This window comes from Mixta calida (assembly GCF_002953215.1).
GTDB classification, from domain to species: Bacteria; Pseudomonadota; Gammaproteobacteria; order Enterobacterales; family Enterobacteriaceae; genus Mixta; species Mixta calida.
In genome coordinates, this window is sequence record NZ_CP026378.1 from 846,787 (window position 1) to 866,280 (window position 19,494).

At 56.7% G+C, this 19,494-nt stretch carries 14 protein-coding genes and 1 pseudogene; 7 read left to right on the top strand and 8 right to left on the bottom strand.

The window, feature by feature from the left end:
* Positions 1–27: 27 nt before the first annotated feature.
* The 4 genes from dapB to C2E16_RS04040 all read left to right on the top strand — a co-directional run bounded on the left by dapB (position 28) and on the right by C2E16_RS04040 (position 7,008).
* Positions 28–849 (top strand): 4-hydroxy-tetrahydrodipicolinate reductase, encoded by an 822-nt coding sequence (gene dapB, locus C2E16_RS04025; RefSeq protein ID WP_084970027.1) that lies wholly within the window; start codon positions 28–30, stop codon positions 847–849.
* Between the two features lie 465 nt (positions 850–1,314).
* Positions 1,315–2,460: a glutamine-hydrolyzing carbamoyl-phosphate synthase small subunit gene (gene carA, locus C2E16_RS04030; protein WP_038628356.1), complete on the top strand. Its 1,146-nt coding sequence runs from the start codon at positions 1,315–1,317 to the stop codon at positions 2,458–2,460.
* Positions 2,461–2,486: 26 nt separating this feature from the next.
* Entirely contained in the window at positions 2,487–5,714 is a 3,228-nt protein-coding gene (gene carB, locus C2E16_RS04035; protein WP_038628354.1) for a carbamoyl-phosphate synthase large subunit, read from the top strand.
* A 145-nt stretch (positions 5,715–5,859) separates the two neighbouring features.
* Positions 5,860–7,008, top strand: a complete 1,149-nt coding sequence (locus C2E16_RS04040) for a porin (protein ID WP_084970026.1) — start codon at positions 5,860–5,862, stop codon at positions 7,006–7,008.
* Between the two features lie 100 nt (positions 7,009–7,108).
* Here the strand turns inward: C2E16_RS04040 and C2E16_RS20725 are convergent, their stop codons facing one another.
* A complete protein-coding gene (locus C2E16_RS20725) occupies positions 7,109–7,567 on the bottom strand; it encodes a bactofilin family protein (protein WP_162287221.1) in 459 nt (152 codons plus the stop codon).
* 957 nt (positions 7,568–8,524) lie between these two features.
* Between C2E16_RS20725 and folA the strand changes: the two genes are divergently transcribed.
* On the top strand, positions 8,525–9,004 hold the full coding sequence (folA, locus tag C2E16_RS04050) for a type 3 dihydrofolate reductase (RefSeq protein WP_038630125.1): 480 nt from the start codon (positions 8,525–8,527) through the stop codon (positions 9,002–9,004).
* A 103-nt stretch (positions 9,005–9,107) separates the two neighbouring features.
* Entirely contained in the window at positions 9,108–10,991 is a 1,884-nt protein-coding gene (locus C2E16_RS04055) for a PhoX family protein (RefSeq protein ID WP_084970025.1), read from the top strand.
* Positions 10,992–11,029: 38 nt separating this feature from the next.
* Here C2E16_RS04055 and apaH read toward each other — a convergent pair.
* The 6 genes and pseudogenes from apaH to lptD form a co-directional block, all read right to left on the bottom strand.
* Positions 11,030–11,892: pseudogene (gene apaH / locus C2E16_RS04060) on the bottom strand (bis(5'-nucleosyl)-tetraphosphatase (symmetrical) ApaH).
* Positions 11,893–11,945: 53 nt separating this feature from the next.
* Positions 11,946–12,323, bottom strand: a complete 378-nt coding sequence (gene apaG / locus C2E16_RS04065; protein ID WP_038628338.1) for a Co2+/Mg2+ efflux protein ApaG — start codon at positions 12,321–12,323, stop codon at positions 11,946–11,948.
* 3 nt (positions 12,324–12,326) lie between these two features.
* Positions 12,327–13,148, bottom strand: a complete 822-nt coding sequence (gene rsmA / locus C2E16_RS04070) for a 16S rRNA (adenine(1518)-N(6)/adenine(1519)-N(6))-dimethyltransferase RsmA (protein WP_038628335.1) — start codon at positions 13,146–13,148, stop codon at positions 12,327–12,329.
* The gene (pdxA, locus tag C2E16_RS04075; RefSeq protein WP_038628332.1) at positions 13,141–14,133 is read right to left on the bottom strand and encodes a 4-hydroxythreonine-4-phosphate dehydrogenase PdxA; all 993 of its coding nucleotides are present in this window, start codon (positions 14,131–14,133) and stop codon (positions 13,141–13,143) included. The genes rsmA and pdxA overlap by 8 nt, the downstream gene beginning before the upstream one ends.
* Positions 14,123–15,418 carry a peptidylprolyl isomerase SurA gene (gene surA / locus C2E16_RS04080; protein WP_038628330.1) on the bottom strand — a complete coding sequence of 432 codons (1,296 nt, stop codon included), beginning with the start codon at positions 15,416–15,418 and terminating at the stop codon, positions 14,123–14,125. The genes pdxA and surA overlap by 11 nt, the downstream gene beginning before the upstream one ends.
* Before the next feature lie 54 nt (positions 15,419–15,472).
* The gene (lptD, locus tag C2E16_RS04085) at positions 15,473–17,869 is read right to left on the bottom strand and encodes an LPS assembly protein LptD (protein WP_084971330.1); all 2,397 of its coding nucleotides are present in this window, start codon (positions 17,867–17,869) and stop codon (positions 15,473–15,475) included.
* A 146-nt stretch (positions 17,870–18,015) separates the two neighbouring features.
* On the opposite strand from lptD, the gene djlA reads away from it, so the two are divergent.
* Entirely contained in the window at positions 18,016–18,840 is an 825-nt protein-coding gene (gene djlA, locus C2E16_RS04090) for a co-chaperone DjlA (protein ID WP_038628325.1), read from the top strand.
* A 268-nt stretch (positions 18,841–19,108) separates the two neighbouring features.
* Here the strand turns inward: djlA and C2E16_RS20510 are convergent, their stop codons facing one another.
* Positions 19,109–19,387: a hypothetical protein gene (locus C2E16_RS20510; RefSeq protein ID WP_133052101.1), complete on the bottom strand. Its 279-nt coding sequence runs from the start codon at positions 19,385–19,387 to the stop codon at positions 19,109–19,111.
* Between the last annotated feature and the right edge of the window lie 107 nt (positions 19,388–19,494).

Genomic DNA, 19,494 nt, shown 5'->3' on the forward strand with positions numbered 1-19,494 from the left:
AGCGAAACCTGAATTGAGAAAACAGCGATGACACAAACACAATGCCGTATAGCGATTGTTGGCGCCCCTGGACGCATGGGCCGACAGTTAATCCAGGCCATTCAGCAGGCTGAGGGCGTTTCACTCGGCGCCGCGCTGGCGCGTAAAGGCTCCTCACTGGTTGGCAGCGACGCGGGCGAGCTGGCGGGCATCGGCGCGCTGGGCGTACCGGTTAGCGACAGTCTGGATGCGGTGGTTAATGATTTCGATATCCTGATCGATTTCACCCGCCCGGAAGCGACGCTGGCGTATCTGGATTTCTGCCGTCAGCATAAAAAGAACATGGTTATCGGCACCACCGGTTTTGATGAGGCGGGAAAGGCGGCGATCCAGCAGGCCGCGCAGGAGATTGGCATTGTGTTCGCCGCGAACTTCAGCGTCGGAGTCAACCTGATGCTGAAGCTGCTGGAGAAGACGGCGAAAGTGATGGGCGACTATGCCGACATCGAAATTATCGAAGCGCATCACCGGCATAAAGTCGATGCGCCATCCGGCACCGCACTGGCGATGGGCGAAGCCATTGCGGATGCTATGAACTGGGATTTAAAGCAGCATGCGGTCTATGCCCGTGAGGGGCATACCGGCGAGCGTGCGGAAAAAACCATCGGTTTCGCCACCGTGCGTGCAGGCGATATCGTGGGAGAGCATACCGCGATGTTTGCGGATATCGGCGAGCGCATAGAGATTACCCATAAGGCTTCCAGCCGTATGACGTTTGCAAAAGGAGCAGTACGCGCCGCGATATGGGTAAATAGCTCAAAATCGGGGCTTTATGATATGAGAGATGTGCTTGAACTGGAAGATATCTAAAGGTAGATACGTCAGGGTATCTTTCTTTGTTGTGTAAGTTGCTGATACTAAGGGTGGAAAATTCCACCCTTTTTGTTTATTTATAAAATGAGAATTTTAGCGTTATTTTTTTATTTAATGCCTGTAATGTGGTGTTTGTTACGTTTTTTTTCCGTTCCTGTCGCTAATTTTGACCATTTGGTCCACTTTTTACCGTCTCCGGGATGTCTTTCCTTTATCTTCAGCTATGCAAACGGTTTTCCTGCCATGAAATGCCTCCTTTTTAAGGCTAATCCTGATTGTTTTATATGGGACAGGTAAAAAAGCAATAAAAAGTGCCCTTCAGGGTAGACAATGCCCAGGTCGATCATTAGAATGCGCGCAATTTGCCAAAAATCGACCGGTCAGGCGGTTTTTGCATTGATTCGACCATGCGTTCTGAATTAATATGCAAATATTATGACTGTTTATTCCCTGGAGGACGTTTTGAATAAGTCAGCGATTTTGGTTCTGGAAGACGGAACCCAATTCCACGGTCGGGCCATTGGGGCGACGGGATCGGCGGTGGGAGAGGTAGTTTTCAATACTTCAATGACCGGTTATCAAGAAATCCTCACAGATCCCTCCTATTCCCGCCAGATTGTCACTCTCACTTATCCCCATATTGGTAATGTCGGCGCCAATGCCGCTGATGAAGAATCCTCTCAGGTACATGCGCAAGGGCTCGTTATTCGTGACCTGCCGCTGATCGCCAGCAACTACCGCAGCGAAGAAGGTCTGTCGGCTTACCTGAAGCGCAATAACATCGTCGCTATCGCCGATATCGACACGCGCAAACTGACGCGTCTGCTGCGTGAAAAAGGCGCGCAGAACGGCTGCATCATCGCGGGCGACGCGCCGGATGCACAGCTGGCGCTGCAAAAAGCGCAGGCGTTCCCTGGCCTGAAAGGCATGGATCTGGCGAAAGAAGTCTGTACGCGTGAAAGCTACAGTTGGCTGCAAGGGAGCTGGACGCTGGAAAGCGAACTGCCGGCGGCGAAAGAGGAGGCTGAACTGCCTTATCACGTGGTCGCTTACGATTACGGCGTGAAGCGCAATATCCTGCGTATGCTGGTGGATCGCGGCTGCCGTCTGACGGTGGTGCCGGCGCAAACGCCGGCTGAAGAGGTGCTGAAGCTCAACCCGGACGGCATCTTCCTGTCGAACGGCCCTGGCGACCCGGAGCCGTGCGACTACGCCATCCGCGCCATCCAGCGTTTTCTGGAAACCGATATTCCGGTTTTCGGCATCTGCCTGGGCCATCAGCTGCTGGCGCTGGCCAGCGGCGCGAAAACGGTAAAAATGAAGTTGGGCCATCATGGCGGCAACCATCCGGTAAAAGACCTTGATAACAACACCGTGATGATCACCGCGCAGAACCACGGTTTCGCCGTTGATGAAAATGACCTGCCCGCCAACCTGCGCGTGACGCACGTTTCCCTGTTTGACCAGACGGTACAGGGCATTCATCGCACAGACAAACCGGCGTTCAGCTTCCAGGGACACCCGGAAGCGAGCCCAGGCCCGCACGATGCGGCTCCGCTGTTCGACCACTTTATCGAACTGATTGAAGCCGCCCGCGCCGGCCAGTAATCCATTTCAGGAGAGGAAGAGTAACCATGCCAAAACGTACCGACATAAAATCCATCCTGATTCTGGGCGCCGGTCCGATCGTTATCGGCCAGGCGTGCGAGTTCGACTACTCTGGCGCGCAGGCGTGTAAGGCGCTGCGTGAAGAGGGTTACCGCGTCATTCTGGTCAACTCCAACCCGGCGACCATTATGACCGACCCGGAAATGGCGGACGCCACCTATATAGAGCCGATTCACTGGGAAGTGGTCCGCAAAATCATCGAAAAAGAGCGCCCTGACGCAGTACTGCCGACCATGGGCGGCCAGACGGCGCTGAACTGCGCGCTGGAGCTGGAGCGTCAGGGTGTGCTGGCGGAGTTCGGCGTGACGATGATCGGCGCCACCGCCGACGCGATTGATAAAGCGGAAGACCGCCAGCGTTTCGATAAGGCGATGAAGAAGATCGGCCTGGACACCGCGCGCTCCGGCATCGCCCACAATATGGAAGAGGCGCTGAAAGTCGCTGCAGATGTCGGCTTCCCCTGCATTATCCGTCCTTCCTTTACGATGGGCGGCACCGGCGGCGGCATCGCTTACAACCGCGAAGAGTTTGAAGAGATTTGCGAGCGCGGCCTGGATCTGTCGCCGACCAATGAGCTGCTGATTGACGAGTCGCTGATTGGCTGGAAAGAGTATGAGATGGAGGTGGTGCGCGATAAGAACGACAACTGCATCATCGTCTGCTCGATCGAAAACTTCGATCCGATGGGCATCCATACCGGCGACTCCATCACCGTTGCGCCAGCCCAGACGCTGACCGATAAAGAGTATCAGGTCATGCGTAATGCCTCGATGGCGGTGCTGCGTGAAATCGGCGTCGAAACCGGCGGCTCCAACGTACAGTTCGCGGTGAACCCGAAAAATGGCCGTCTGATCATTATCGAAATGAACCCGCGCGTATCGCGTTCTTCCGCACTGGCCTCCAAAGCCACCGGCTTCCCGATCGCTAAAGTCGCGGCGAAGCTGGCGGTAGGCTATACGCTCGATGAGCTGATGAACGACATCACCGGCGGCCTGACTCCGGCTTCGTTCGAGCCGTCAATCGACTACGTCGTCACTAAAATTCCGCGCTTTAACTTTGAGAAATTCGCCGGCGCCAACGATCGCCTGACCACCCAGATGAAATCGGTGGGCGAAGTGATGGCGATTGGCCGTACGCTGCAGGAATCGATGCAGAAAGCGCTGCGCGGGCTGGAAGTGGGCGCGAACGGCTTCGATCCGAAAGTCCATCTGGATGACGCCGATGCGCTGACCCGCATCCGCCGCGAGCTGAAAGACGCAGGCGCCGAGCGTATCTGGTATGTGGCCGACGCATTCCGCGCCGGACTGTCGGTGGATGGCGTGTTCAACCTGACCAATATCGACCGCTGGTTCCTGGTGCAGATTGAAGAACTGGTGCGCCTGGAAGAGCGCGTGGCGCAGGAAGGCGTTAATGGCCTTAACGCAGATTTCCTGCGCACGCTGAAGCGCAAAGGCTTTGCCGACGCGCGTCTGGCGCAGCTGGCTGGCGTCAGCGAAGCGGAAGTGCGCAAGCTGCGCCAGCAGTACAACCTGCACCCGGTCTACAAGCGAGTTGACACCTGCGCCGCCGAGTTCTCCACCGATACCGCCTATATGTACTCTACTTATGAAGAAGAGTGCGAAGCGAACCCGAATCAGGATCGCGAAAAAATCATGGTGTTGGGCGGCGGACCAAACCGTATCGGCCAGGGCATCGAATTTGACTACTGCTGCGTCCACGCCGCGCTGGCGCTGCGCGAAGATGGTTACGAGACCATTATGGTCAACTGTAACCCGGAAACCGTCTCCACCGATTACGACACCTCCGACCGTCTCTATTTCGAGCCGGTGACGCTGGAGGATGTGCTGGAAATCGTCCGCATCGAGCAGCCGAAAGGGGTGATCGTGCAGTATGGCGGCCAGACCCCGCTGAAGCTGGCGCGCGCGCTGGAAGCGGCAGGCGTGCCGGTTATCGGCACCAGCCCTGACGCCATCGACCGCGCGGAAGACCGCGAACGCTTCCAGCAGGCGGTTGACCGTCTCGGCCTGAAACAGCCAGCCAACGCCACGGTAACGGCGCTGGAGCAGGCGGTGCAGAAAGCGACTGAAATCGGCTATCCGCTGGTGGTGCGTCCTTCCTATGTGCTGGGCGGCCGCGCAATGGAAATCGTCTACGACGAGCAGGATCTGAAGCGCTACTTCCAGACCGCGGTTTCCGTCTCCAACGATGCGCCGGTGCTGCTGGATCGCTTCCTGGACGATGCGGTGGAAGTGGACGTCGACGCGATTTGCGACGGTGAACGCGTGCTGATCGGCGGCATCATGGAGCATATCGAACAGGCTGGCGTGCATTCCGGCGACTCCGCCTGCTCGCTCCCTGCCTACACGCTGAGCCAGGATATTCAGAACGTGATGCGTCAGCAGGTAGAAAAGCTGGCGTTCGAACTCTGCGTCCGCGGCCTGATGAACGTGCAGTTTGCGGTGAAGGATAACGAGGTTTACCTGATTGAGGTCAACCCGCGCGCCGCGCGCACCGTGCCTTTCGTCTCCAAAGCGACCGGCGTGCCGCTGGCGAAAGTAGCCGCGCGCGTGATGGCGGGCAAAACGCTGGTGGAGCAGGGCGTTACTGAAGAAGTGATCCCGCCGTACTACTCGGTGAAAGAGGTCGTGCTGCCGTTCAACAAGTTCCCTGGCGTCGACCCGATTCTTGGACCGGAAATGCGCTCAACGGGTGAAGTGATGGGCGTCGGCCGCACCTTTGCCGAGGCGTTCGCCAAGGCGATGCTGGGCGCACAGTCCAATATGAAGAAAAAGGGCCGCGCGCTGCTGTCAGTGCGGGAAGGCGATAAGAAACGCATCGTCGACCTGGCGGCTAAGCTGCTGAAGTTCGGCTTTGAACTGGACGCGACGCACGGCACCGCAGTTGTGCTGGGCGAGGCAGGCATTAACCCGCGGTTGGTGAACAAGGTGCATGAAGGTCGTCCGCATATTCAGGATCGCCTCAAGAACGGTGAGTACAGTTACATCGTCAACACCACCGCCGGACGCCAGGCGATTGAGGATTCACGCGTGATTCGCCGCAGCGCGCTGCAATATAAAGTGCATTACGACACCACGCTGAACGGCGGATTCGCGACCGCCATGGCGCTGAACGCCGACCCGACGGAGAAAGTGATTTCCGTTCAGGAGATGCACGCGCAAATTAATGCTAAATAAGTCGCTGATTTAACCGATAACGGCTCTTCCGGGAGCCGTTTTTTTATGGGTGCGATTTACGCGCCGTAAAGGACGCGGACTTTGACTGGCGAGAGGGTAATGGACCTTATCGCGCCGGGTCTGTCAGGATGTTTAAGGATAAAGAATGAATTTTTCTAAGCGCGTTATTGCATTTTATTGTGGCGTTGGCCTGCTCGCTGCATTGCCTTTCGCCAGCCAGGCGGAAATTACCCTGATTAAACAAGATGCGCAACCGGACGATGCGTTAAGCCGTCTGAAGTTTGCGGTGGGCGGCAGCATCCGTCCGCAGTTCAACAATATCACCGGCGACAGCGATCGCGGCTCTTATAAGCGCAACGGCTTTGATGGCGGCACGCGTTTCCGCTTCGGTGCGGAATATTATCTGACCGAAGATATCAGCTGGCTGGGCTATTACGAGCTGGGCGTGAATATTCCGGCACTGTTCAACTGGGATAACCACTACGCCGAAGGCGCGCACGACACTTCGCGCCGCCAGCTTTACACCGGCTTTAAAAGTCAGCGCTGGGGCCAGCTAACCTTTGGTCAGCAGAACAGCGTTTACTATGACGTCGTCGGCGCCAAAACGGATATCTGGGATTACGATATGCTGGCCCAGGCGTCAAATATCGGCATCAACGGCGATTACGACGGCACCTACCGCGCGCGTAAACAGCTGAAGTATAAAAATCGCTTCGGCGATGCCGATCTTTACGCCTCCTGGCTACTGGAAGACACTGAGTACCTGCCAGGCAACGGCCTGCGCTACAAGCGTCAGGGCGGTGGCTCGCTGGGCGTGGATTACCATTTGACGCCGGATCTGACCTGGGGCACCGCATGGAACTACACCCGTGCTGAAATGCGCAACCCAGGCAACGGCGACAGCAAAGGTTACGATCAGAATATCGTCGGCACCTCGCTGAGCTGGAAGCCGGACAACTGGACGCTGGCGTTGGGCGGCGGCTGGTATCAAAACTTCTCGCCAAGCAAGAAACGCAGCGTCGATAACTACTTCGCTAATGAAGCGTGGGGCGTGGAATATTTCGTTGGCTACACCATTCCGGTGCAGCGTTATGCGGTGAAATCGGTGCAGCCTTACGTGATGGGCGATCGTCTGGAATATACCAGCGGCCGCGATTACCAGCGCATCGATAACGGCGTTGGCGTGACGTTACAGCTCGATTACGGCTTCCGTATCGATTATGAGCACGTCTTCACCTCCAGCAGCGACGACCTGGGTGATATGAACCTGGTGCGCCTGCGTTACGATTTCTGATAATCGCTATACGGCCTGGCGCCGTTAACTGACGAAAGCCTGAACGTCATCGCTGGCGTTCAGGCTTTTTTTAACGCTCATTGCGCTGCCGCATAGCGGTTCAGGCGTGGCTGGCTTTGCTTTTTTTCTGCGTAGGGGGTAATTCCTTATCGGAAATGGCAGGCGCGGGCGCAATGCCGATCACGTTAGCGGCACGCTCAGGCGCTCTGGTGGTTTCGGCATTACCGACAAACAGACCGCCTTTTTTCACCGATAGCGTGGCATAATTCAGCGTGCCGCGAACATGGGCATGCTCGCCAATCTCTATCGATTCCGCTTTGCATTCGCCCTGAATATTGCCGTCGGCAAGCAGCTCATGGCAGTTGATATCGCCATGCACCAGGCCGTTGCGCATGACTTTTACTATCCCCTCGCTGGCGGTAATGTTGCCTTTAACTTCGCCATAGACGTAAACCTGGCCGACAGCCGTAATATTGCCTTCAAAGCAGACCTCACGGGCAATAACGGTATTGCTGATTTTTTCTTCCGGCTGCGGAAGCGTTTTTTCAACCGGCGCCATAGTTTGAACGGTTTCTGTATCTACGGGTTTAACGGGTTTTTTGAACATTTTCGATACCTTCCATTGCAATGCATAAAGTAAAAACGAACCTGCCGCCAGCAGGCCAAATATCCCTGTCCAGTTGAAAGAGGAAAAGCTGGTTACCAATGCCAGGGACCAAAAGCCGATCCCAGTATTAAAAAAGATATATCGCCTGTCCATATCAGCTTTCCTGAATATCCTTATGCTGCGAAAAGCGTATGCTTTAAATGGCATTTTGCGCCTGTATGAAGCTGGGTATGTTCAGCTGCGATACCGTCAGACGTCACGCGTTTTTTCTGGCAGCGCGCCGCTTACGCATGCGCCGGTTCTGCTTACTAAATTGGGTCTGTTATTCTTAAACATTTATTAAGAAATAATGATCATCTTTATTGATTTTTTCCGGCTGGAAGACACTTTCATAAAAACGTCTGTTATTTCCTGAAGCAAGAAAAGATCACGTAAAGTTATATTCAGTCAGTAACGTTATCGCTATTTGAAAAATAATCAAGTAGGGTTTTCCATTTTTGCGTTCGCCTGGCGTCACTTATTAATAAAGCTAATAACTTTCAGCGGCAATGGCATAAATAAATCGCAAAACTATAACAAACAGGTTATTAGCGCGAAAAAAATTATCTGATTTCGCTCTACAAATAGCGTGACGCTGAGCGGTAATCCCAACTGTTAACAATAAGCACCGTCTTTCCAATAAACAAAGCCTGATTAACAGCAAACCTGTCGCGGCGACCTAACGTGTCTCACCCTGAACACGCCGCCTTCAATAAGAGGAGAGGGCTAACCTGTCGCGTTCGATTGTTACGTTAGCCAACGGTAAAAGGCTCTTTACAACCTTTACGTAAATCCCTTCATCCGCCTATCGACGAAAGTTTCGCCTTTCCGTATGATGGCGCCAATTTTACACCCTGTAGAGAACCTATGATGATAAGCCTGATAGCGGCTTTAGCAGCCGATCGCGTTATTGGGATGGAAAACGCTATGCCGTGGGATCTGCCTGCGGATTTAGCCTGGTTTAAACGTAATACGCTGAATAAGCCGGTCATTATGGGCCGTCTGACCTGGGAATCGATTGGCCGTCCGCTGCCGGGACGGCAGAACATCGTCGTCAGCAGCCAGCCGGCGCAGGCCGAAGGCGTCACCTGGGTCAGCTCGCTGGATGAGGCGCTGGCGGCGGCGGGTGATGTGGAAGAGGTGATGGTTATTGGCGGTGGACGTATCTATGAGCAGATGCTGCATCGCGCCGATCGTCTCTATCTGACCCATATCGACGCTGAAGTGGAAGGCGACACGCACTTTCCCGACTATGAGCCGGACGAGTGGCAGTCGGTCTTCAGCGAGTTTCATGATGCCGATGAGAAAAACTCCCACAGCTACTGCTTTGAAATTCTCGAGCGCCGCTGATCGCCCACATTAACCGTTTCTGTTAGCCAGTTGTAACATGGCTGTCATTTTTGACCTCTAGCATTGCTTCCACTCTGGGACACCATAAAGGAAGCAATGCAAAATGACCGATAAAATTCTTGCGCTTAACAGCGATTCGTTGCTCAATCCAACACGTCGTAAACTGCTGGCCGGCGGCGGCGCGCTGGGGCTCGCTGGCTTTCTCGGCGGCGGCGTCAGCCTGCCCGCCTTCGCGCAGGTCACTTCTGCGCCGACCAACAGTCCGCTGCTGGGATTCACCGGCATTCCCGCCTCAACTGCCGATGAAATCGCTATTGCGCCCGGCTATCGGGCCGAAGTGCTGATCTCCTGGGGCGAGCCGCTGGTAGACGGTGCGCCGCCCTTCGATCCGCAGGGCAACAACAGTGCGGCCGATCAGGAAAAACAGTTTGGCGACAATAACGACGGCATGAGCTTTTTCGCCATCGACGATAATCGTGGCGTAATGGCGATTAACAATGAGTACGTCAACGAACAGTACCTGTTCGCGCACGGCGGCAGCAAAGCGACCAGCGTGGAAGATGTAAAAAAATCGCAGGCCGCGCACGGCGTTTCTGTGGTTGAGGTGGCGCGCGGCGAAGGGAACCGCTGGCATGTGGTGCGTCCGTCACGCTATAACCGCCGCATCACCGCCAATACGCCGATGCAGTTTTCCGGCCCGGCGGCAGGCAACGCGGCGCTGCAAACCACCGCCGATCCCGAAGGCAAAACGGTGCTGGGCACCTTCGGCAACTGCGCCAACGGTAAAACCCCGTGGGGCACCTATCTCACCTGCGAAGAGAACTTCGACACCTATTTCGGCACCAAAGCAGCCGATTTCAGCCCCAGCGCCCAGCAGAAACGCTATACGCTGAAAGCGAACGAGCCAGAGCGCAACTGGTCCGATTTTGACGAGCGTTTCGATGTGGCGAAAAACCCTAATGAATTCAACCGTCACGGCTGGATAGTGGAGATCGATCCGCTCGATCCTGCTTCGGTGCCGATCAAGCGCACCGCGCTGGGCCGCTTTAAGCATGAGAATGCCGCGGTCACGGTGGCGAAAAGCGGCGAGCTGGTGGTCTATATGGGCGACGACGAGCGCGGCGAATATATCTATAAATATGTGTCACGCGGTAAAGTCGACCACGCTAACCCGACGGCGAATCGCGCCCTGTTGGATGAGGGCACGCTCTATGTGGCGGTATTTGAAGGAGACAAAAACGGCACGCCGCTGAAAGGCACGGGTCGCTGGCTGGCGCTGACGCATGGACAGAATGGCCTGACGGCGGAGAACGGCTTTCAGGATCAGGCGGCCATTCTGATTAACGCTCGCGCAGCGGCGGAGGTGGTAAAGGCCACGCGGATGGATCGTCCGGAGTGGATCGCCGTTAACCCGCATGACGGCCGCGCCTATTGCACGCTGACCAATAACAACAAGCGTGGCAATGAAAAGATGCCGGTAGATGCGGCCAATCCGCGCCCTGACAATATATATGGTCAGATTATCCGTTGGGATGAGGGAGGCGACGCCACGGCGCAGCAGTTCAACTGGGATATCTTCGTGCTGTGCGGCAACCCGATCGCTCATCCGCAGGGCGTACAGCGCGGCACGCCCAATATCACCGCTGAAAACACCTTCAACAGCCCTGACGGTTTAGGCTTCGACGGCGCCGGGCGGCTATGGATTCTCACCGACGGCAAATACAGCAATGAAGGCGACTATCAGGGGCAGGGCAATAATCAGATGCTGGTGGGTGACCCGGAGAGCGGTGAAATTCGTCGTTTTATGGTGGGGCCGAAATCATGCGAGCTGACCGGCATTACGTTCACGCCGGACTATAAAACGATGTTCGTTAACGTACAGCATCCGGGAGAAGAAGGGGATTCGCACTTCCCGAACAACAGCCCGCGGCCACGTTCCTCGGTGATCATGATCACCCGCGAAGATGGCGGCGTGCTGGGCGCCTGACGAAGGCAGCGCCGGGCCGTCTGACGGCCCGGCCGTACTTATTCAGCGCGCAGCGCAGCGGGCGCTACATCGTCGCCTTCGGCGCTTTGCTGGCGGTTGGACGGCTGAATAAACAGCTGGCGATCTTCCCAGCGCAGCATCGTTAGCGTTCCGCCCCAACAGCAACCGGTATCAAGGCCGATAATCCCTTCCGGGGTGCCTTTGCCTTCCAGCGAGGCCCAGTGGCCGAAAATAATGGTGTAGTCGCGTGCCACCGGGCTTTCAATGGCGAACCAGGGCTTCAACGGCGGCGGCGCCGAGCCGGGCGCGTCTTTGCAGATCATATCCAACTGCCCGTTAGGGAAACAGTAACGCATGCGCGTCAGTGCATTAGTGCTGAAGCGCAGGCGCGCCAGGCCGGTTAGCTCCGGCGTCCAGTTGTTCGGCATATCGCCGTACATCGCGTTCAGGAACAGCGGGTAGCTGTCGCTGGAAAGCACCGCTTCGACTTCCCGCGCGCACATTTGTGCGGTTTCAATATCCCACTGCGGCGTAATGCCCGCGTGCGCCATCACCAGCTTCTTCTCTTCATCCACCTGCAGCAAAGGCTGACGGCGCAGCCAGTTGATCAGCTCGTCGGCGTCGGGCGCCTCCAGCAGCGGCGTAATGCGATCTTTCGGCTTGTTGCGGCTAATGCCGGCATAGACCGCCAGCAGATGCAGATCGTGATTGCCCAGTACCATGCGCACCGCGCTGCCCAGCGAGCGCACAAAGCGCAGCACCTCCAGCGAGCCGGGCCGCGCGCGACCAGATCGCCTGTCAGCCAAAGGGTGTCTTTTTCAGCGTCAAAGGCGACCTGCTGCAACAGAGACTGCAGTTCATCGTAGCAGCCATGAATGTCGCCAATCAGATATGTACTCATGAAATAGTTACCTGGATAAGAAACGGCAAACCCGGCCGTAGCCGGGTTTCTCATCAGTGAATGCGCGAAGGGACGGCAAGACGGAACACGGGAATATCGACATGAAACTGTTCGCCTCGATCGTCGATCATCACGTAATGCCCCTGCATGGTGCCCATCGGGGTTTCCAGCACCGCGCCGCTGGTGTACTGATATTCATCGCCGGGCGCAATGTGCGGCTGTTCGCCAATCACGCCGTCGCCCTGAACTTCGGTTTCGCGTCCGTTACCGTTGGTAATCAACCAGTAGCGGCTAAGCAGCTGCACGTTGTCACGCCCCAGGTTGCGGATGGTAATGGTATAGGCGAACACGTAGCGCTCCTCATCCGGGGCTGATTGTGATTCGACATAAAAACTCTGTACCTGAACACACACTCGGGGCGATTCATTCATGCCTTAACTCTCCTGCGACTCAGGGTGCGCAGTTAACCAGTTCGCTAACTGACAATATTGGGCGACGGTGATGTTTTCCGCACGCAGGCTGCCGTCGATGCCCAGACTGTCCATCACCTCGGCGCTAAACAGATGGCCCAGGCTGTTGCGCAGCGTTTTGCGGCGCTTGCCGAAGGCTTCGGTGGTGATACGGCTCAGCGCGCGAATATCCGTAACCGGATGCGGGCGCGCTTTATGCGGCACCAGACGCACCACGGCGGAATCGACTTTCGGCGCTGGCGTAAAGGATTCCGGCGGCACTTCCAGCACCGGGATCACCTGACAATAGTACTGTGCCATCACGCTTAAGCGGCCGTAGGCTTTGCTGTCGGGGCCGGCCACCAGACGGTTGACCACCTCTTTCTGCAGCATAAAGTGCATATCTTTGATCGCATCAGTATAGCTGAAAAGGTGGAACATCAACGGTGTAGAGATGTTGTAGGGCAGGTTGCCGAAGACGCGCAGCGGCTGGCCTTTCTCCGCCGCCAGGCTGGCGAAATCGAAGGTCATGGCGTCCTGCTGGTAAATCGTCAGCTTCGGGCCGAGGAACGGATGCGTTTGCAGGCGCGCGGCCAGATCGCGATCCAGTTCGATTACGGTCAGCGCGTCAAGGCGTTCGCCAACCGGCTCGGTCAGGGCGCCGAGGCCGGGACCGATTTCCACCATCGCCTCGCCGGGCTGAGGATGGATAGCCGAAACGATGCTTTCGATAATATAGGTGTCGTTAAGGAAGTTCTGCCCAAAACGTTTGCGGGCGAAATGACCCTGGTGGACGCGATTATTCATTGACTTCTTTGATCATAGTGATGGCGAGATTAAGCGCCGTAATAAAGCTTCCCGCATCGGCGTTGCCCTGGCCGGCCAGTTCAAGCGCGGTGCCGTGGTCAACGGAGGTACGGATAAAAGGCAGGCCAAGGGTGATATTCACCGCGCGGCCGAAGCCCTGGTATTTTAACACCGGCAGGCCCTGATCGTGATACATCGCCAGAACGGCGTCAGCATGCTGCAGGTATTTCGGCTGGAACAGCGTATCCGCCGGCAGCGGTCCGGTCAGATTCATGCCCTGCTGACGCAGCTTCTCCAGCGCCGGAATGATGGTGTCGATCTCTTCGCGGCCCATATGACCACCTTCGCCCGCATGCGGGTTCAGACCGCAGACCAGAATATGCGGCTGGGCGATGCCGAATTTGCGCTGTAAATCCTGATACAGAATGCCAATCACTTCATGCAGGCTGGCTTCGGTGATGGCGTCCGAGACCGCTTTCAGCGGCAGATGCGTAGTGGCTAACGCCACGCGCAGCGTCTCCGTCGCCAGCATCATGACGACGCGATCGCAAGCGGCGCGCTCGGCGAAAAATTCCGTATGGCCGCTGAAGGCGATGCCGGCGTCGTTAATCACGCCTTTATGCACCGGACCGGTGATCAGCGCGGCGAATTCGCCGCTCAGACAGCCGTCGCAGGCGCGGGCGAGCGTTTCCAGCACGTAACGGCTGTTGGCGACCTCCAGCTTTCCGGCAGTGACCGGCGCGGCCAGCGCGATCGGCAGCACGGTCAGCGTGCCGGCGCGCTGCGGCTGCGCTGGCGCGTCGGGCTGATAGTCACGCAGGGAGAGGGGCAGGCCCAACTGCTGCGCCCGCTCGGCGAGCAGCTGCGGCGACGCGCAGACCACCAGTTCAACCGGCCAGTCGCGCTGCGCCAGTTGAAGGGCGACGTCGGGACCAATCCCGGCGGGTTCGCCGGGAGTGATGACAACACGAGCGTTACTGCGCATTGGCGTCCAGAATTTTAACGTAGGCGCTGGCGCGCTGTTCCTGCATCCAGGTTTGCGCTTCTTCCGCAAACTTACGGTTGAACAGCAGACGATAGGCGCGCTCTTTCTGCGCCGCATCGGTTTTATCAACCTTGCGCGTATCCAGCAGCTGAATCAGATGCCAGCCGAAAGAGGAGTGCACCGGCTGGCTGGTTTCGCCTTTGCTCAGGCGCAGCAGCGCATCGCGGAAGGCGGGATCGTAAATTTCTGGAGAGTTCCAGCCCAGATCGCCGCCCTGGTTGGCGGAACCCGGATCGTCGGAGAACTGTTTCGCTGCTGCGGCGAAGCTGGTTTTGCCGCTTTTGATGTCATCGGCAATCTGTTGCAGCTTCTGGCGCGCCTGCGCGTCGGTCAGAATCGGCGACGGCTTCAGCAGAATATGGCGCGCATGCACTTCCGTTACGGAGATATTCTGGCTCTCACCGCGCAGGTCGTTGACTTTCAGGATATGGAAGCCGACGCCGGAGCGGATCGGACCGACGATATCGCCTTTTTTGGCCGTGCTAAGCGCCTGAGCGAACAGTGTCGGCAGCTCTTCAATTTTGCCCCAGCCCATGTTGCCGCCCTGCAGCGCCTGGGAATCGGCGGAGTAGGTGACCGCCAGCTTACCGAAATCGGCGCCGCTGTTTAGTTCGCCCATCAGCTGTTTCGCCAGTTTCTCCTGGTCGTCAACCTGCTGTTGCGTCGGGTTTTCCGGCAGCGGCAGCAGGATATGGCTAATGTTCAGCTCGGTGCCCTGGCTGTTCTGCGCAGCGACCTGTTTCGCCAGCGTGTCCACTTCCTGCGGCAGGATGGTGACGCGACGACGCACTTCATTGTTGCGCACTTCGGCAATCTGCATCTCTTTGCGGATCTGCTCACGATAGGCGTTATAGTTGACGCCATCGTAGGCCAGACGGCTGCGCATTTGATCCAGCGACATGCGGTTCTGCGCGGCGATATTGGCAATCGCCTGATCCAGCTGCTGATCGCTAATCTGCACGCCCATCTGTTTGCCCATCTGCAGGATGATGTTATCCATCACCAGGCGTTCGACAATCTGGTGGCGCAGCGTGCGGTCGTCCGGCAGTTGCTGTCCAGCCTGCTGCGCCTGCGCTTTTACCGATTGCATCATGCCGTCAACGTCACTTTCCAGAACGACGCCGTTATTGACCACGGCGGCGACTTTATCAACTACCTGCGGGGCTGCGATCGCGGTGTTAGCGGCCAGCGCAACACCCAGTATCAGCATTCTCCAGTTCTTCATACGTTTTCCATTTTTCTTTCCGCACTGCGGGTTTGCCTGTCAAACATTACAACATCAGAAAGCGCGCTGGTAAGGCAGAATGCCCTGACGTAGCATTTGGTTGCTGCCCAGCCCATAGTTCGGACTCAGGCCACGCAACTCAATGTTGAATGAGATTTGGTTTTCATACTTGCTGTTGTCGTTTTCCCAGCCGTTGATTTTGCGCTCATAACCCACGCGGATAGCGTAGCAGCAGGAGCTGTACTGCAATCCGACCAGCTGATCGGCAGGCTGTTTTTCCTTGGTGTCGTAGTAGTAAGCGCCTACGATCGCCCAGGAATCAGCGATGGGCCAGCTGGCTGTCATGCCGACCTGCGAGATGCCATTCTCGTAAATCGTTCTGTTGCTGGCTGAAATTCTGTTGCTCAAGGCGCTGGCCACATATTCCGGACTGCTGTAACGGTAGTTCAGCTGCACCATGCGGTCGGCGTCGCGGCGATATTCCAGCACCGCGTTGCCCTGCGCAACATTATCCAGACGCGTATCATACTGAACGCCGCCGCGGACGCCCCAGCGATCGCTGACGCGCCACCAGGTGTCACCGGCCCAAATCAGGCTGCCGGTGTCATCTTCATCGCTGGTGGTGTTCAGCCCGGTGCGCGACGGGGTAAACGAGTAGATTTGACCTACGGACAGATTAAAACGTTCAACCAGATCGTTATCATAAATACGCGTCGTCAGACCGCTGGCCACCTGGTTAGCGGAGGCGATGCGATCCAGGCCGCTGTAGGTGCGGTCGCGGAACAGACCGGTGTAGTCGGTTTGCAGCAGCGTGGAGTCATACGCCTGGATATGGCTCTGATCGCGGTAGGGAATGTAAAGATACTGAACGCGCGGCTCCAGCGTCTGGGTATAGCCTTCCGCCCAGTTCATCGAGCGATCGAACACCATACGGCCATCGACTTTAAACTGCGGCATCACGCGGTTCACATCTTCTTTTAACTGGTTATTTGGATTTCTGGAGTTGTAATAGTCGACGTCGCTCTGTTGGTAGTGAGTCGCCAGCAGTTTCGCTTCGGTGTTCAGGCTGCCCCAGTCGTTAGCCAGCGGCAGGTTGATCGTCGGTTCCAGATGCAGGCGCACCGCATCCGGCAAATCTTTGTTCACGTTAGTGAACTGCACCGCCTGTGCGTAGAGATGGGTATCGAACGGCCCAACGTCATTTTTGTAGTAGTTAAAGTCAAACTGCGGCTGTGCGCGGTAAACGTTTCGCGAGCGGTTGGTGTCGAATACCTGGAAGTCTTTGCTGGAGAGCGTGGCGTCCCAGTTGGTATCCGCATAGCCGACGCTGAATTTCTGCGTGGCGTAGCCGTCGGTAGTGGAGTAGTACTTCGAGTCGAGATCCTGGAAGTAGTAAGGATCGCTGACTTTGGTGTAGTCGGCGTTAAAACGCCAGTGCTGCTGATAAACGCCGGAGTGACGCCAGAAAAAGAGCCAGCGGTTGGCGTCGCCGCCGTTGGAGTTACGCGCCGCTTCGTCACGTTTGTATTCGTCGTCGCTCGGCAGATAGTCGAACTCTACCAGACCGGTGCCAGCCTGCGTCAGATAACGGAACTCATTCTGCCATTGCAGGCCGCGCCTGCTCAGATAGTTCGGCGTAATGGTGGCGTCCATCTGCGGCGCGATGTTCCAGTAATAGGGCAGCGCGAACTGGAAGCCGTCATTATTGCTGTATTTCGCGTTCGGGATCAGGAAGCCAGAGCGGCGGCGATCGCCGATCGGTAGCTGCAGATAAGGACTGTAGAAGACCGGTACCGGGCCAAGTTTAAAGCGCGCGTTCCAGATCTCCGCTACCTGTTCCTCACGATCCTGAATCACCTGCGAGCCGACCACGCTCCAGCTGTTGCTGCCGGGCAGGCATGACGTAAAGGTGCCGTTTTCCAGAATGGTGTAGCGGTTGTTGCCGCGCAGCTTCATCTGATCGGCGGTGCCGCGGCCCTGACGTCCTACCATCTGGTAGTCACCGTTCCAGACGTTGGTGTCTTTCGTGTTCAGGTTTGACCAGGCTTTCGGGCCTTTCAGGATGACCTGGTTGTCGTCATAGTGCACATTACCCAGCGCATCGACGGTACGGACCGGCGCGGTCTGGCCCGGCTGCTGGCGTTGATGCAGCTGCACTTCGTCAGAACGTAGACGGCTGTTGCCCTGCTGAATGTCGACTTTGCCGGTAAATACCGCGTCGTCAGGGTAGTTACCCCTGGCGTTATCAGAATGTATCGTTACCGGCAGTTGATTCGCGTCGCCCTGCACCAGGGGACGGTTATAACTTGGTACGCCCAGCATACACTGCGACATCAGATCGTCGGCGAGGGAGTGCTGACTGTAAAGCGCTGCGCCAATCATCGTGGCCAGCAGTGTGGGTATACGTTTTTTCATACGCGGTATCGAGAATTCCGTAATTACTGGCATCATGCCGACAAAACGGTCAGAGACTAACGTACTGAACTGCGTTGCGCCAGTGTTAATCCTTGCCTGTCCGCGTTGCCGTTAGGCAGTGAGATAAATGACAGGTATGATAATGCAATTTTTATTCTTCGGCATGGCGAATTGAGGAGTATATGCGCTATTGGGGAAAAGTAATTGGTCTGGTGCTGGGATTGCTTTCCGGCGCAGGCTTTTGGGGACTGGTGATTGGTCTGCTGCTCGGCCATCTGGTCGATAAAATTCGCGAAACGCAGAGCAGGGCATATTTTTCCAATAATCAGACCCGACAGACAATTTTTTTCCGCACCACTTTTCAGGTGATGGGACATTTAAGCAAGGCAAAAGGGCGCGTCACCGAAGCGGATATTCAGATCGCCTCGTTGCAGATGGATCGCATGCAGCTGCACGGCGCGGCGCGTACGCAGGCGCAGCAGGCGTTTCGTGAAGGCAAGCAGAGCGATTATCCGTTGCGTAACAAACTACGCGAGCTGCGCAGCGCCTGTTTTGGCCGTTTCGATTTGATTCGGATGTTTCTGGAAATCCAGATTCAGGCGGCGTTTGCCGACGGTTTGCTGCATCCCAATGAGCGTCAGGTGTTGTATGTGATCGCGGAAGAATTAGGGATTTCACGCGTGCAGTTCGAACAGTTCTTGCGGATGATGGAAGGCGGACAGCAGTTTGGCGGCGATCGCGCCTGGAGCGGCGCGTCGCAGGGCGGCCCGCGTTACGGCGCGCAGCAGGGGCCGACGCTGGAGGCTGCCTACAAGGTTCTGGGCGTGAAGCCAACCGATGACTATATGACGATTAAGCGCGCCTGGCGCAAGCTGATGGCGGAGCACCATCCCGATAAGCTGGTGGCGAAAGGTTTGCCGCCAGAGATGATGGAAATGGCGAAGCAGAAGGCGCAGGAGATTCAGGCGGCCTGGGATCTGATCCGCAAAGAGCGAAAATTTAAGTAGTTTTGGTGCCGGTTTGCTGGGGCTTTGGTGCCGGTTTGCTGGGGCTTTGGTGCCGGTTTGCTGAAGGCCTCCGTGCCGGTCAGAAGAGAGGCTGGCCGTTCGGCGGGACGGCATGCACCCATCCCTGGGGCCTCCGCCCGCGCCTTCCCTGGCGCGGGAGGCCCGCCTCTTCGGCCAGCCCCTCTTCTTCCCCTGATAGTGTGCTTTAAATTCCAACAACCGGGAAAATGCTGAATCGCTCCCGTTTCAGAACGTTATCTATACGCTTTCAGTCACTGAGGTGCAGGATAAAGTGATAAGCAAGCGATACGGCATTTTCAAAAGGAAAATCGGCATCGCTAAAGTTGAAGAGCGGCAAGCAGATTGGCACAAAACGAAAGGAAGTAACAGGCAGGCCGTGCAGTAAAGCCTTCGCGTCAGGGATGACGCGGCGGAGTCTCCAGGGATGGATTGACGACGTCTTTACGGAGCGGCCTGCCTGTTGCTGACGGCGCAGGACGGGCGTCAACCTCGCGACCGCCGCGTCATCACCCACGTTAACGCCCACTCAGCCCGCCGCGACACCGTCTACGTTAAAGCCCACTCAGCCTGCCACGACATCATCTACGTTGAAAGCCCGCAGTCCGCTGCAATATCGCCACCCCAGCGTCAACG